The sequence below is a fragment of the Caballeronia udeis genome (assembly GCF_044909315.1).
GTDB classification, from domain to species: domain Bacteria; phylum Pseudomonadota; class Gammaproteobacteria; order Burkholderiales; family Burkholderiaceae; genus Caballeronia; species Caballeronia udeis_A.
The window spans coordinates 522338-535945 of the sequence record NZ_JBIYEB010000001.1 but is presented as its reverse complement, the minus strand read 5'-3'; the positions used below and the strand labels follow the sequence as shown (position 1 = coordinate 535945).

Here is a 13608-nt window from a genome sequence, read left to right as displayed (position 1 = left end):
ATGGGCAAGCAATGGGAAGTTGTTATAGGACTGGAGACGCACGCGCAGTTATCGACCGTCTCCAAGATTTTCTCGGGTGCGCCCACGCAGTTCGGCGCTGAGCCGAACACGCAGGCGTGTCCCGTCGATCTGGCGTTGCCGGGTTCGTTGCCTGTGATGAACCGTGGCGCTGTCGAGCGTGCGATTCGCCTCGGCCTCGCCATCGGCGCGACCATTTCACCGCGCAGCATTTTCGCCCGCAAGAATTATTTCTACCCCGATCTGCCGAAGGGTTATCAGATCAGCCAGTTCGAGATTCCGGTCGTGCAGGGCGGCAGCGTCACGATCCAGGTTCCGGCCAACGAAAAAACCGGCATGGCCGCTTACGAAAAGACCGTCAACCTGACGCGCGCGCATCTGGAAGAAGACGCGGGCAAGTCGCTGCACGAAGACTTCGCGGGCATGACGGGGATCGACTTGAATCGGGCCGGCACGCCGTTGCTCGAAATTGTGACGGAACCCGAAATGCGCAGCGCCGCCGAAGCCGTGGCCTACGCGAAGAGCTTGCACACTCTTGTGCAATGGCTCGGTATCTGCGACGGCAACATGCAGGAAGGCTCGTTCCGTTGCGACGCGAACGTCTCCGTGCGCCCGGTCGGTCAGGCCGAATTCGGCACGCGCGCCGAGATCAAGAACCTGAACTCGTTCCGTTTTCTCGAAGAAGCCATTCAGTACGAAGTGCGCCGGCAGATCGAGTTGATCGAAGACGGCGGGACGGTCGTGCAGGAAACGCGTCTTTACGATCCCGACAAGCGCGAAACTCGTTCCATGCGCAGCAAGGAAGACGCGCACGATTACCGCTATTTCCCTGATCCCGACCTGATGCCTTTGGTCATCGATGAAGCGTGGATCGCGCGGGTTCGCAGCGAACTGCCCGAGTTGCCGGAAGCCATGCAAACGCGTTTCGTCGAGCAGTACGGTTTGACGCCGTATGACGCAGCGGGGTTGACGTCATCGAAGGACATGTCGGCGTATTTCGAACGGGTTGTTGCCGTGGTGGGTCCGGCGCATGCGAAGCTTGCGGCCAACTGGCTGATGGGCGAAGTGTCGTCGCAACTGAACCGCGACTCGCTCGATATTGCCGGCTCGCCGGTGTCGCCCGCACAGCTTGGACTCGTGATTCAGCGCGTGGCCGACGGCACAATCTCGAACAAGATCGCCAAGGATATCTTCCAGGCGATCTGGGAAGAGAAAGCCACCGACGACACCGCCGCCGACCGGATTATCGAAGCGAAGGGCTTGAAGCAGATCTCGGATACGGGCGAGCTGGAAGCGATCATCGACGAAGTAATGGCCGCGAACCAGAAGTCCGTCGATGAGTACCGCTCGGGCAAGGAGAAGGCGTTTAACGCACTGATCGGTCAGGCGATGAAAGCGACGAAAGGCAAGGCGAATCCGCAGCAGGTCAACGAGCTTTTGAAGAAGAAACTATCCTCTTGAGCTGAGGGCTGGACTATTCGCGGGTTGCTGCCGGCTCCTGTCTGGCAGCAACCCTTTCTTTTATCAACGGGGGACGCACGCGTGGCCAAAAAACCTGAGCTTGACGATTATCGCGTGCCGTATTTTGACGGCAAGAAGATCAAGCCGTTTGACCTGGCTTCCATCGACACCGCGTCGAAGCCGTTTTCGTCCGGCGCGAAAGACGCGGATCGCGAGCGGCTGAGCGAGTTGAGCACCGCACTCGATGGATTGCAGGAAAAGCTGCATGCACAACGCGCGCACCGCATCCTGCTCATCCTGCAAGGCATGGATACGAGCGGCAAGGACGGCACGGTTCGCGGTGTCTTTCGCGACGTCGATCCGCTCGGTTTGCGGGTCGTGCCGTTTAAGGCGCCCTCCGAAACCGAAGCTGCGCACGATTTTCTCTGGCGTGTTCATTCACAGGTTCCGGCTGCCGGCGAGTTCGCCATTTTCAATCGTAGCCAGTACGAAGACGTGCTGGTGCCGCGTGTGCTGCAACAGATCGACAGCCAAGGGTGGCAGCGCCGCTACCGGCAGATTCGCGACTTCGAAGCGATGCTTGCCGAAAACGGCACGACCATCGTGAAGTGCTTTTTGCATATATCGAAGGACGAGCAGAAGGTGCGTTTGCAGGCGCGCATCGACAATCCCGAGAAGCACTGGAAGTTTGATCCATCGGATCTCGATGCCCGCAAACTCTGGGACGATTATCGCCTGGCTTATGAAGACGCCCTTGGGGCAACATCGACGGACATTGCCCCGTGGTACGTGATTCCCGCTGATTCAAAGACGCACCGCAACGTGATGGTTGCGGAGTTGATGGTGCGCATACTGCAGGGTTTGAAGCTCGAATATCCGCCGGCGAAAGAGTCGCTGAAAGGGATCAAGGTCGAGTAGTTCACCAACATACAAGGATGCTTCATGTTTCGTGTCATCACCGCTAATTTGAACGGCATTCGGTCGGCCGCCAAGAAGGGATTTTTCGACTGGTTTGGCGAGCAGGATGCTGACGTTGTCTGCGTCCAGGAGATCAAGTGCTCGCAGGACGATCTCACGCCGGAATTTCTCGCGCCGCACGGCTTTCAGGGTTATTTCCAGCATGCAGTGAAAAAGGGCTATTCCGGCGCGGGCCTTTATACGAAGCACGAGCCGGATGAAGTGATCATCGGATTCGGCAGCGAGGAATTCGATCCGGAAGGGCGTTATGTGGAAGCGCGCTTCGGGGATTTATCGGTGATCTCGGTGTATGTGCCGTCGGGGTCCAGCGGTGAGGAACGGCAGCAGGCCAAATACCGTTTCATGGACGAGTTCATGCCGCATCTGGAGACGCTGGCCAAAAAGCGCGAAGTGATCTTGTGCGGCGACGTGAATATCGTGCACAAAGAAATCGACATCAAGAACTGGAAGAGTAATCAGAAGAACTCGGGTTGCCTGCCGGAAGAGCGCGCGTGGCTCACGCAACTCTTCGACGAAAAAGCGTATGTGGATGTTTTCAGAACGCTGGACCAGCGCCCCGAGCAGTATACGTGGTGGAGCAATCGCGGCCAGGCTTACGCGAAGAACGTCGGGTGGCGGATTGATTACCAGATCGCGACGAAGGGCGTTGCGGACACGGCGGCGGCGACTTCCGTTTTCCGCGACATCAAGTTCAGCGACCACGCGCCGCTGATCATTGACTACGACTGGAAGATTTAGATTTTTTAAAGCCGCGGCTTTTTAAACCGGCCCATTCCCTGATAATTGGGCAATTGGTCGACGGTCTTGCCAAGCGCCTTGGCGTACAACGGCATCATGTCCGGCAAGCGCTTCATCAGATCGTGTACGCGGGCAGCGCCATACGGGTGCATCCAGATAAATCCGTTTGGCGTGCGCCGCGTGCGCGCATCAATCTTCTTCCATAACGTGATGGCGGCGCGCGGATCGTAACCCGCCCGCGATGCAATCTCGCTGCCGATTACATCGGCTTCGGTTTCATCGGCGGGGGTGTATCGCATGGCCAGCAATTGCTCGCCAATTCCGAGCGGGGTGGAGCTGATATCGGCGAAACCGAATAGCGGCGGAATCGTTCCCGTACTCAATTGCGCCGCCTGCTGGCGTCCCAGCCGGTCACGGGCATGTTCACGCAGCGCATGCGCGATCTCATGGCCGATCATCATGCCAAGTTCGTTGTCGTTAAGACCCAACCGGTCTATCAGTCCGCTATAAATCACAATCTTGCCGCCCGGCAGGCAATACATGCGGATCTCGTCCGAGCGCACCACGTTGACTTCCCACTTCCAGTTCTTCGAGCGGTCATTCCACTTCAGCGCAAACGGAATCTCGCGATTGGCAATTTCGCGTGCACGCTTGACCAGCGGATTGTCGTCGCCAAGAAGATGTTTCATGCGCCGCGCCTCGCCCAGGATTTGAGCGTATTCGTCGGCGGACTGCTGTTCCAATGTCGCCGATGGAATCAGGTTGCGGAACAAAGCCGCATTGCCGAACCGGATCTGGTCGCTGGCAGCGGAATAGGGCGGTTGTGCGTTGGCCGCTGCAGCCTGCGTAGCATCGGAAGTCCCGGACGCCGCGGACGCTGCGAAGCTCACGCCGGCATGTAGCGACACGGCGCAAGCTGCGACGCGGATCAAGGCGTGCACCTTCATTGGACAGGTCTCCAGGGCGCGATTTTCGGCAACAGTAACATGCCTGGAATGGACAGCGCAGCGCAGATCATGAAGTACTCGAACCAGCCGGTTTGCGCGACCACAAAGCCGCTCGATGCCGACGCCAGCGTGCGCGGCACCGATGCAAGGCTCGTAAAGAGCGCGAACTGCGTGGCGGTATAACGCGGATCGGTCGTGCTCGCGATATAGGCCACGAATGCGGCCATGGTGAGGCCGGTGGCAAAGGTTTCGAACCCGTAGAGCGCGGCCAGCGCCACGGCCGATGGCCCGATTTTCGCAAGCCACGCAAAGCCGAGCGTGGAAACGATCTGCAGCGCACCGAAGATCCACAGCCCGCGTGCAATACCGATCTTCACCAGCCACACGCCACCCACAATCCCGCCCGCCAGGCTCGCCCAGAACGCGACGGTCTTTGCAATCACGCCGATCTGCGTCTTGTTGAAGCCGATATCGAGGAAAAACGACGTGGAGAGCGTGGTCGCCATCGTGTCGCCGAGCTTGTACAGGAAGATGAAACCAAGGATCAGCAGCGCCGTGCGCCAGCCGTCACGGGCGATGAATTCACGAAACGGCTGGATGATGGCGTCGCGTAGATTCTTGGGCGGCGTGCCGTGTATTTCGGGTTCCTTGACCACGAGCGTCAGCACCATGCCCGGCAGCATGAACGCCGCCGTGACGAGGAAGACGGTGGACCACGGCAGGTGATCGGCGAGAATCAGCCCGAGCGAGCCGGGAATAAGCGCCGCAATCTTGTACGCGTTCACGAAGACGGCGTTGCCGAGTCCCTGCTCGGTGTCCGCGAGGAGTTCGCGACGATACGCATCGATCGCAATGTCCTGGCTCGCGCCGAAAAACGCCACGAGTGCGGTCAGCGCGGCGACGGTCCAGATCTGGTCTTTCGGCGATATGAACCCAAGCGCGCCAATCGCCATCGCCACCAGCAACTGCGTGACGATCATCCAGCCGCGCCGTCGCCCAGGCCGCCAGCCAGGCAGGCGCGGCACATAGCGGTCCATCAGCGGCGCCCAGATGAATTTCCACGTGTAGGGAAACTGGATCAGCGCGAACAGGCCGATCTCCTTCAGGTTCACGCCTTCAGTGCGTAACCACGCCTGGACCAGATAGACGAGCGTGAAGAGCGGCAGCCCCGACGTGAAGCCGATAAACACGCAAATCAACATGCGTTTGTTGAGAAACGCGCGCCAGCCGGGGTGGTCTTCGTGAGCGGTAAGAGCGGGCGCCTCGTGTGGCGAGTTGGACATAGGGTCGATTCGAAGCAGTAAGCGGTGCGCGAGCGACGAACCGGCAAGCTCAGTTCAGCTTCGCTTCACGCGATAGACCGCAAGGCTACCACGCCAGTTCGCCCCCCACCGGATGGACTGTCCGCCATGCAGCACCGCACGATCGAGGATCTCGATACCCACTTCCGGCGCCAGCGCCTCGAAATCCCGAATAGTGAGAACCCGCACGTTCGGTGTGTTATGCCATTGATACGGCAGCGTTTTCGACACGGGCATGCGTCCCTGCAACACCGTCAACCGATGCCGCCAGTAACCGAAGTTCGGAAACGACACAATGCATTCGCGTCCCACACGTACGGTTTCGCGCAGGATCGCGGCGGTTTGATGGATCGTTTGCAATGTCTGAGACAGGATCGCGAAGTCGAAACTGTCATCTTCGAACAGGCGCAAACCGTCTTCCAGGTTCTGCTGGATGACGTTCACGCCTTTCTGAGCGCAGGCGAGCACGCCGGCGTCGTTGATTTCAATGCCATAACCTGTCACATCGAGTTCTTCGGTGAGCAGCGAAAGCAGCGAACCATCGCCGCAGCCCAGATCCAGTACCGACGAGCTCGGTTCAACCCAGCGCGCGATTGCCCGAAAGTCCGAGCGCAGGGAGAGAGAGTCCAGCGTGATTTGGTTCATGCGCCCACCTCGGCGGCAATGCGTTCGTAATAGGCGCGCATCAGGTTGTGATAGCGCGCGTCGTCGAGCAGGAAGGCGTCGTGGCCGTGCGGTGCATCGATTTCGGCGTAGCTCACCGTGCGTTTGTGATCGAGCAGCGCTTTCACCAGTTCGCGCGAGCGCGCGGGCGCAAAGCGCCAATCCGTGGAGAAGCTGGCGATCAGGTATTTCGCTGTGGTGTGAGCGAGCGACTTGGTCAGGTCGCCATCGAAGGCTTTGGCGGGATCGAAATAATCCAGCGCCCGGGTGATGAGCAGATACGTATTGGCGTCGAAGTATTCGGCGAATTTATCGCCCTGGTATCTCAGGTACGACTCCACTTCGAACTCGACGTCGAAGTTGAAGTTGTACGCATCCAGGGCGCCTTCCGCCCGACGCAACGCGCGGCCGAACTTGGCAGCCATGTCGTCATCGGACAGATACGTGATGTGGCCGATCATGCGCGCGACCCGTAATCCGCGACGTGGCTTGATACCATGTGCGTAATAGTCGCCGCCGTGGAAATCGGGATCGGAGAGGATGGCGGAGCGCGCAACTTCGTTGAATGCAATGTTCTGCGCGGAGAGTTTCGGCGTCGATGCCACCACAATGCAGTGCGCCACGCGATCCGGATACATCATGCTCCACGCCAACGCCTGCATGCCGCCCAGGCTGCCGCCCATGACCGCGGCAAAGCGTTCAATACCGTATAGATCCGCTACGCGAGCTTGTGCGTGGACCCAGTCTTCAACCGTGACGACGGGAAAACTCGCGCCGTAGGGTTTGCCGGTGGAGGCGTTCACGCTCATGGGGCCTGTTGAACCGAAACACGAGCCCAGGTTATTGACGCCGATGACAAAAAACCGGTTGGTATCTAGCGGTTTGCCCGGACCCACCATGTTGTCCCACCAGCCGACGTTCTTGGAGTCGTCGGCATAGACACCGGCCACGTGATGCGAGGCGTTCAGCGCATGGCAGACGAGCACCGCGTTCGAGCGCGCGGCATTGAGCGTGCCATAGGTTTCAACGACGAGATCATAGTCACCGAGCAAGCTGCCATTTTGCATGCGCAGCGGTTCAGTGAAATGCAGTGTTTGGGGAGTGACGATGCCGATTGATTCCATTCATTCCGCCTAGAGAAAACAGGGCGGCTAAACGGCGTCGGCGATGCGCTGGAATACCTGAGCGGCGCGGCTGACAACCTCTTTAGCCGCATTTATAGTGAACCGGTCAGGGTTCGCGCGCCCGCAATCGAGTCAGCAAATCGGCGCGTTGAAACAAATCAAGATAGCAGTGAAGTATATAGGAAAAACGGGAAAGGGAGCGGAGGGTGCTCACGGATACGCCCGGAGCGCCAGACCCTGGCGATGAAGTTTGAAGTCCGTACTACTTCCGTACGTTAGCCGAGACCGCGCAAGCCTTTCAAGGACCGGATCTTGAGATCGACGTAATGCGGGCGTCCGCTGGCGGGGGACCGAAGCGACTTCGCTCCGCTGGCATTGAGAACCGACGGAAGATATCCCGTGATCCAGACCGTGCGAATTCCCAGGCGCTTATAGCGCTTCAGATGCCCGCGTGTGTCTTCAACAAGAACGGCGTCAGAGAGCGGCACGTGAGCGCGCCGCATTGCGCGCCGAAGCATGGCAGCATCGGGTTTGGCACGCCAATAGCCGCTTCGGTCCTGCATATCTTCAATGGCGATCACGCGTTCAAACAGCTTGGCAATACCCAGTTCGTCGAGCACGGCGTGCGCATAAACCGAAGGCCCGTTGGTCAACACGATCTTCCGTCCCGGCAGACCGCGGATCATTCGCGCGAGGCCGCGTTCGGCCCGAACCATAGAGCCGAGATCGGCAAAGGTATGCACGACGTCCAGGAAGTCCGTGGCATCGACGCGATGATGGCGCACGAGGCCAAGCAAGGTGGCGCCGTATCGCTGGGTATAACCGGTCCGCAAGCGGTTGGCTTCGTCAACGTCCACGCCCAGCCGGTCGATGATGTACTGCGTCATCCCGCGGTTGATCGCGGGGAAAATCTCATGCGACGCGTGGTGCAGCGTGTTGTCGAGGTCGAACAGCCATACAGGGTGGCCGTGCGTGTTCATCCGGCGCTTCGAGGAGCGCAACAACCTGGCTCGAGCGCCGGCGAGATCCACGTTCAATGTGAACGGATCATTGTTCCGAACGGCTGTTCGGTCAGAATCTCGAGCAGCACCGAATGCTCGATTCGCCCGTCGATGATATGCACCGAGCGCACGCCGCTCTTCGCCGCGTCGAGCGCCGATGAGATCTTCGGCAGCATGCCGCCGGAGATGGTGCCGTCTGCGAACAACGCGTCGATCTCGCGTGCAGAGAGATCGGTCAGCAGATTGCCTTCCTTGTCCATCACGCCTGGGATGTTCGTCATCATCACGAGCTTCTCGGCGTTCAGCACCACGGCCAGCTTGCCCGCGACCAGATCGGCGTTGATGTTGTACGACAAACCGTCTTCACCGAAGCCGATTGGCGAGATGACCGGAATGAACGCGTCGTCTTGCAGCGCCTTCACGACAGCCGGATTGATGGCTTCGACTTCACCCACCTGACCGATATCGATGAATTCGCCCGGATTGTCGCGATCCGGCATTTGCAGTTTGCGCGCGTGGATCAGCCCGCCGTCCTTGCCGGTGAGTCCGACCGCATGGCCGCCGAAATGATTGATCAGCGTGACGATGTCCTGCTGCACTTCGCCGCCGAGCACCCATTCGACCACTTCCATGGTCTCTTCGTCGGTGACGCGCATGCCCTGGATGAACGTGCCCTGCTTGCCGATCTTCTTGAGCGCCTGGTCGATCTGCGGACCGCCGCCGTGCACGATCACCGGATTGATCCCGACCAGTTTCAGCAGGATCACGTCGCGCGCGAAGCCCTGTTTCAGGCGCTCCTCGGTCATGGCATTGCCGCCGTATTTGATCACGATCGTCTTGCCGTGATACTGGCGAATATAGGGCAACGCCTCGGCCAGGATTTCGGCTTTCAGGGTCGGCGCGATCTGCGTAAGGTCGGGAAGCTCGGACATGGCGGCGATAAGGCGAGGAGCAGTTTAAACAGGCGGAATTGTACAGGACTGACGCGCTGCATCATGCGTTTCCGATAGCATTCCGGTGACGGGTGAAAGTTAGCCTTTGGTCGCACCAGTATGGGATTGGCGCGTGAAATAATAATGTGATCGAGCGTGCCTGTGCAGGTCGAAACGTCGCGCTTCGGCAACGGCCGCACTGCGCGCAAAACTGCCCGTGACGGCGTGTTTCGTTTTCAAAGGTCTGAGCCTCCATGATGAGTTCGACCGACTCCGCTCCTCAACGCTGCGCTCTGTGCGGAGCGCTTTTCCACTGCGCCCGGCAAACCGGCGATGCGCAGTGCTGGTGCGCGTCGCTGCCCGCTTTGCCGGTCGAGCGCCTGAACCCGGACATGACATGCCTCTGTCCGGATTGTTTGCGTGAAGAAACGCAACGTAGCATAAACAGGTGAACGTCGCGGTTTTTGTGGGTGTTGTCCGGCAAACGGGCTCGGATGCGGTGCTGGATGGAATCCGCGAATACGTGATTTTCGCGCAGGCGGGGCGGTTGAGGTGAGGAAGCCGGGTGCAAAAAAGCAGCGGTTCGTTGCCGAATCGCTGCTTTGTTTTTGCGTAGTGACTTAAAACTCTTCGAAATGGCTTACGCGGCTGCTTTCTTCGCCGCCCGTTTGCGCGGCGCCGCACCCGTGTGCGTGGCCGCGAGCGCTGCCAGATCACGCGCGAGCTCAGCCATGACCGGCTCCCACTTCGAGAATTCCTTCTGCCTGTAGAGCGTTGCGGTCGGATACCACGGGCTGTCCGTGCGCTCCAGTTGCCAGACCCAGTGCGGATTGGCGTCGAGGAGAATCCAGGTCGGCTTGCCGAGCGCCGCTGCCAAATGCGCCACGCTCGTGCACACGGTAATCACGAGATCGAGTGAATCGATGAATGCAGCTGTGTCGTCGAAAGTTTCAAATTTTCCCGTGCGGTCCGCGATCTCGAAGCCGCCGTCCCGAGCCGTTGATACCGCGCCCGATGCATCCTTCTGCAGCGAGAAGAACGCAACATTTTCAATTCCCGCGAACGCCTTCGCATACCGTTCGATACCCACGCTGCGGAACATGTTGCGCTGATGTCCTTCGCTGCCGCTCCACACCAGACCGACACGCAGGCGTTTGTCGGCGGCGAATTCGGCGCGCCAGTCGGCGGCAAGGTCGGCATCGGCCGAAAGATACGCGCGCTTCGCCGGAATGGCGTCCGCGTCGATGCCGAAATGCAGCGGCAGGCTCAATAGCGGGAAATGGAAGTCGAACGCGGGCATTTGCGCGTCGTGCGGCAGGCATTCGACTCCCTTGGGCGCCATGCGTGCCATCAGCGGATGCACGGCCTTGAATGCGGCCCACACCAGCGTGCCTCCCTGCGCATGAACCTTTTTCGCGAGCATCGGGACGAAACGCGAAAACTGCAGCACATCGCCGAAACCTTGTTCACCCCATAACAACAAGGTCTTGCCGCGCAATGCTTCGCCGTTCCATCGCGGCACCGGGAAGTCGGGATGTGCGTTGTGCAGTTCGTTTGAACCGTCCCAACGCGCTTCGAAATTTCCCCAACCGCGGGCGTAGTTGCCCTGCACCAGATCGAGGATCGAGAGGTTGAACAGAAGACGCGGTATTCCGGGATTGATCCCGGCGGCGTTCATGGCGGCTTCCGTAGCCTCCGGCCAGCGCTGGGCCTCTTTCAAGGCGAGACTGTAGTTCGATAACGCGAGCGAATTCGACGGATTGATGGCGACCGAGCGCTGACCGGCCGCGAGCGCACGCTCGAGCTCCCAGCGGCGCAGATACATGCGCGTCAGATTCGTCCATGCTTCGATCTCGTTGGCATTCGCCTCGACAGCCTCTTCCAGCATGGCCAGGGCTTTGGCGTCACCGCCCGTCAATTCGTAGGCGACTGCCAGATTGTTGCGCAGGGTCGGGACCGCCGGATCGATCGCGTGGCCGCGTTCGTAGAAAGGGATTGCTTTTGCGTGACGGCCCGCGAGCTGGAGCGCGTAACCGAGATGCCAGAGCGCGAGCGCGTGCTGAGGATGACGGTCGACGAGGTGAGCCGCGAGTTGGATACCGTCGGTTATGCGGTTCTGCTTCAGCAGTGAATCGATCAGGTCGAAGCCCGTCTCCGGCCGATCGGCTTGCAACATCATGGCCGCCTGCAGCCATACGGCGCGCTCGACCTGATTGCCCTGCGCGTTCGCGGCACAGGCATTGTCAATGAACGCATTCAGCGCACGCGGGATAATGGCGTCTTGAAGGGCGTCCGCTTGCGGTGCCTCGCTGAGAAGCTGATCGGGGCGGGGGGATGGGCTATTGGTCATTTTGAGTAAGCGGCCTGGCCGTCCTGTACGAGACAACATTCGATGGTGCGGCAATCCGCTTTACCGAACCATTAGACTATTCTGAAATTTGAGGTGAGATTCACCGCGATGCATCGAATAACGAACACAGGCCGCGTCAATCTCGGACATCTGTTTTGGCTTCGCAGCCTGGCAATCATCGGTCAATTGGTGACAATTGCCGTTGTACAGGCCTTTTATGGCGCACATCTCCCGTTAGCTGCCATGCTGACGATCATCGCGCTCGAGGTCTTGTTCAACGCCTTGACATGGATACGCGTCGCACGCGCACAGCCCGAAACGAACCTTGAATTGTTCGGACAACTCTGGGTGGATCTCGGCGCGCTGTCGGCGTTGCTGTTCCTGAGCGGCGGCGCCACGAACCCGTTTGTCACGCTCTATCTGCCTTCGCTCGCGATTGCCGCCGCCGTGCTGCCGTGGCGCCTGATGGGCTGGCTCGCGTTGTTTGCCGTCGCCTGCTATTCGCTCCTGACGTTCAGCTACGTGCCGCTGAACATGGAAGATCCGCTGAATTTATTCGAATATTTCCGCATCGGGTTGTGGGTGAACTTTATTGTCAGCGTGGGGTTGATCGGCTGGTTCGTGGCGCGCATGTCGCGGGCGCTGCGAGCGCGGGATTTTGCGCTGGCCGACGCCCAGGAGCGGCTTCTGCGCGACGAGCGCGCTGTTGCACTGGGCGTTCAGGCGGCCACGGTCGCGCATGAAATCGGCACGCCGTTGTCCACCATCGCCATGCTGAGCGAGGAGTTACGTGATTCCGTTCGCCACGACCCGCATCTCGCACCGTATTCCGCCGATATCGAACTCCTCGAGCAGCAAATGACGTTATGCACGTCCGCGCTCGCGCGCCTGCGCAGCCGTGCGACCGGGCCTGCGCCGCGGCAACCGCTGGATGACTGGCTGCATGGGTTTGTCGAGCAATGGCGGTTGCGTCATCCGCACGTGCGTTTCGAGTTGATCGAAGCGGAAGAGCAAAAACGCGCCGGACTGTTTCTGAGCGATCCCGTCGCGGTGGGGCAAATCCTGACCATTCTGCTGGATAATGCGGCGCGGGCCAGCCGCGATTCGGTGACGCTCACAACGTCCGCGAGCCGGCATCTTGGCGAGCCTGTGATTCAATTCGATGTCCGCGATCAGGGCGCCGGCATTCCGGCGGCATTGCGGGGATCGCTCGGTGCAATGCCCGTCGACAGCACGCAAGGCGGCCACGGCGTTGGCTTGTATCTGGCATTCTCGGCAGCAACACGGCTTGGCGGATCGATCGAGCTTACGCCGGCCAGCCCGCACGGCACGCACGCCATCTTGCGTCTCGCCGACACAAGCGCCCCCGAATCGCGGGAAAAAGCAGCAAGGACGGGCCGCGGCGGCATCGCCGGTTCCGTCACCACGGAGAAAAGAGCATGAGCGATACAAATTTTTTGGTCATCGACGACGATGAGGTTTTCTCGGGCATCCTCGCGCGCGGTCTGACGCGCCGCGGCTATACGCCGCATCAGGCGCACGACGCCGCCACGGCGCTGAGATTGGCGAACACGCAGAAGTTCGGGCAGATCACGGTCGACCTGCACCTCGGCAACGATTCCGGGCTGACGCTGGTTGCGCCGCTGCGTGACCTTCAGCCCGACGCACGGATTCTTGTGCTGACGGGTTACGCGAGCATCGCGACGGCAGTCCAGGCGGTGAAAGACGGCGCGGACAACTATCTGGCCAAGCCGGCGAACGTGGAGACAATCCTGTCCGCGCTGCAGGAAGAAGCGAGCGAGCAGACCGCCGAAGAGGCTATCGAGCACCCGGCGCTGCTGTCGGTCGCACGACTGGAGTGGGAGCATATCCAGCGTGTGCTGGCCGAGAACAGCGGCAATATTTCAGCCACGGCGCGGGCGTTGAACATGCATCGGCGGACCCTGCAGCGCAAGCTGGCGAAGAAACCCGTGCGGCAATAAACGTTCTGTAGAACGTAGAAGGGCGGCTCCCCGCTCCAGCACTTTCCTGGAATGGTGAGCCGCCCTTTTTCCTGGCTGGACCTTTGCCGGGCCGCCTGCCGGGTTGTGTTGGA

At 60.0% G+C, this 13608-nt stretch carries 13 protein-coding genes; 6 read left to right on the top strand and 7 right to left on the bottom strand.

The window, feature by feature from the left end; genetic code table 11:
* From gatB to ABH944_RS02500, 3 genes are all read left to right on the top strand, one after another.
* Positions 1–1479, top strand: a complete 1479-nt coding sequence (gene gatB, locus ABH944_RS02510; RefSeq protein ID WP_404604213.1) for an Asp-tRNA(Asn)/Glu-tRNA(Gln) amidotransferase subunit GatB — start codon at positions 1–3, stop codon at positions 1477–1479.
* A gap of 81 nt (positions 1480–1560) precedes the next feature.
* Positions 1561–2397: a polyphosphate kinase 2 family protein gene (locus ABH944_RS02505; RefSeq protein WP_404604212.1), complete on the top strand. Its 837-nt coding sequence runs from the start codon at positions 1561–1563 to the stop codon at positions 2395–2397.
* Between the two features lie 24 nt (positions 2398–2421).
* Positions 2422–3195 (top strand): exodeoxyribonuclease III, encoded by a 774-nt coding sequence (locus tag ABH944_RS02500; protein WP_404604211.1) that lies wholly within the window; start codon positions 2422–2424, stop codon positions 3193–3195.
* Between the two features lie 5 nt (positions 3196–3200).
* Here the strand turns inward: ABH944_RS02500 and ABH944_RS02495 are convergent, their stop codons facing one another.
* The 6 genes from ABH944_RS02495 to argB all read right to left on the bottom strand — a co-directional run bounded on the left by ABH944_RS02495 (position 3201) and on the right by argB (position 9163).
* On the bottom strand, positions 3201–4142 hold the full coding sequence (locus tag ABH944_RS02495; protein WP_404604210.1) for a M48 family metallopeptidase: 942 nt from the start codon (positions 4140–4142) through the stop codon (positions 3201–3203).
* Positions 4139–5425: an AmpG family muropeptide MFS transporter gene (locus ABH944_RS02490; protein WP_404604209.1), complete on the bottom strand. Its 1287-nt coding sequence runs from the start codon at positions 5423–5425 to the stop codon at positions 4139–4141. Before ABH944_RS02490 ends, ABH944_RS02495 begins: the two co-directional genes overlap by 4 nt.
* 54 nt (positions 5426–5479) lie before the next feature.
* Positions 5480–6088 carry a methionine biosynthesis protein MetW gene (gene metW, locus ABH944_RS02485; RefSeq protein ID WP_404604208.1) on the bottom strand — a complete coding sequence of 203 codons (609 nt, stop codon included), beginning with the start codon at positions 6086–6088 and terminating at the stop codon, positions 5480–5482.
* Complete coding sequence (metX, locus tag ABH944_RS02480) at positions 6085–7230, bottom strand: homoserine O-succinyltransferase MetX (RefSeq protein ID WP_404604207.1); 1146 nt, start codon at positions 7228–7230, stop codon at positions 6085–6087. Before metX ends, metW begins: the two co-directional genes overlap by 4 nt.
* Before the next feature lie 275 nt (positions 7231–7505).
* Positions 7506–8210, bottom strand: coding sequence for a pyrimidine 5'-nucleotidase (locus ABH944_RS02475; RefSeq protein ID WP_404604206.1), 705 nt, complete (start codon positions 8208–8210; stop codon positions 7506–7508).
* A 53-nt stretch (positions 8211–8263) separates the two neighbouring features.
* Positions 8264–9163 carry an acetylglutamate kinase gene (gene argB / locus ABH944_RS02470; protein ID WP_404604205.1) on the bottom strand — a complete coding sequence of 300 codons (900 nt, stop codon included), beginning with the start codon at positions 9161–9163 and terminating at the stop codon, positions 8264–8266.
* 254 nt (positions 9164–9417) lie between these two features.
* Between argB and ABH944_RS02465 the strand changes: the two genes are divergently transcribed.
* Positions 9418–9615: a cysteine-rich CWC family protein gene (locus tag ABH944_RS02465; protein ID WP_404604204.1), complete on the top strand. Its 198-nt coding sequence runs from the start codon at positions 9418–9420 to the stop codon at positions 9613–9615.
* 188 nt (positions 9616–9803) lie between these two features.
* Here the strand turns inward: ABH944_RS02465 and ABH944_RS02460 are convergent, their stop codons facing one another.
* Positions 9804–11513, bottom strand: a complete 1710-nt coding sequence (locus tag ABH944_RS02460; protein WP_404604203.1) for a tetratricopeptide repeat protein — start codon at positions 11511–11513, stop codon at positions 9804–9806.
* Between the two features lie 108 nt (positions 11514–11621).
* Here ABH944_RS02460 and ABH944_RS02455 point away from each other — a divergent pair, with 108 nt between their 5' ends.
* Together ABH944_RS02455 and ABH944_RS02450 are read left to right on the top strand one after the other, a co-directional pair.
* Positions 11622–12956, top strand: coding sequence for an ATP-binding protein (locus ABH944_RS02455; RefSeq protein ID WP_404604202.1), 1335 nt, complete (start codon positions 11622–11624; stop codon positions 12954–12956).
* On the top strand, positions 12953–13495 hold the full coding sequence (locus ABH944_RS02450) for a response regulator transcription factor (protein WP_047895363.1): 543 nt from the start codon (positions 12953–12955) through the stop codon (positions 13493–13495). The genes ABH944_RS02455 and ABH944_RS02450 overlap by 4 nt, the downstream gene beginning before the upstream one ends.
* Positions 13496–13608 lie beyond the last annotated feature (113 nt).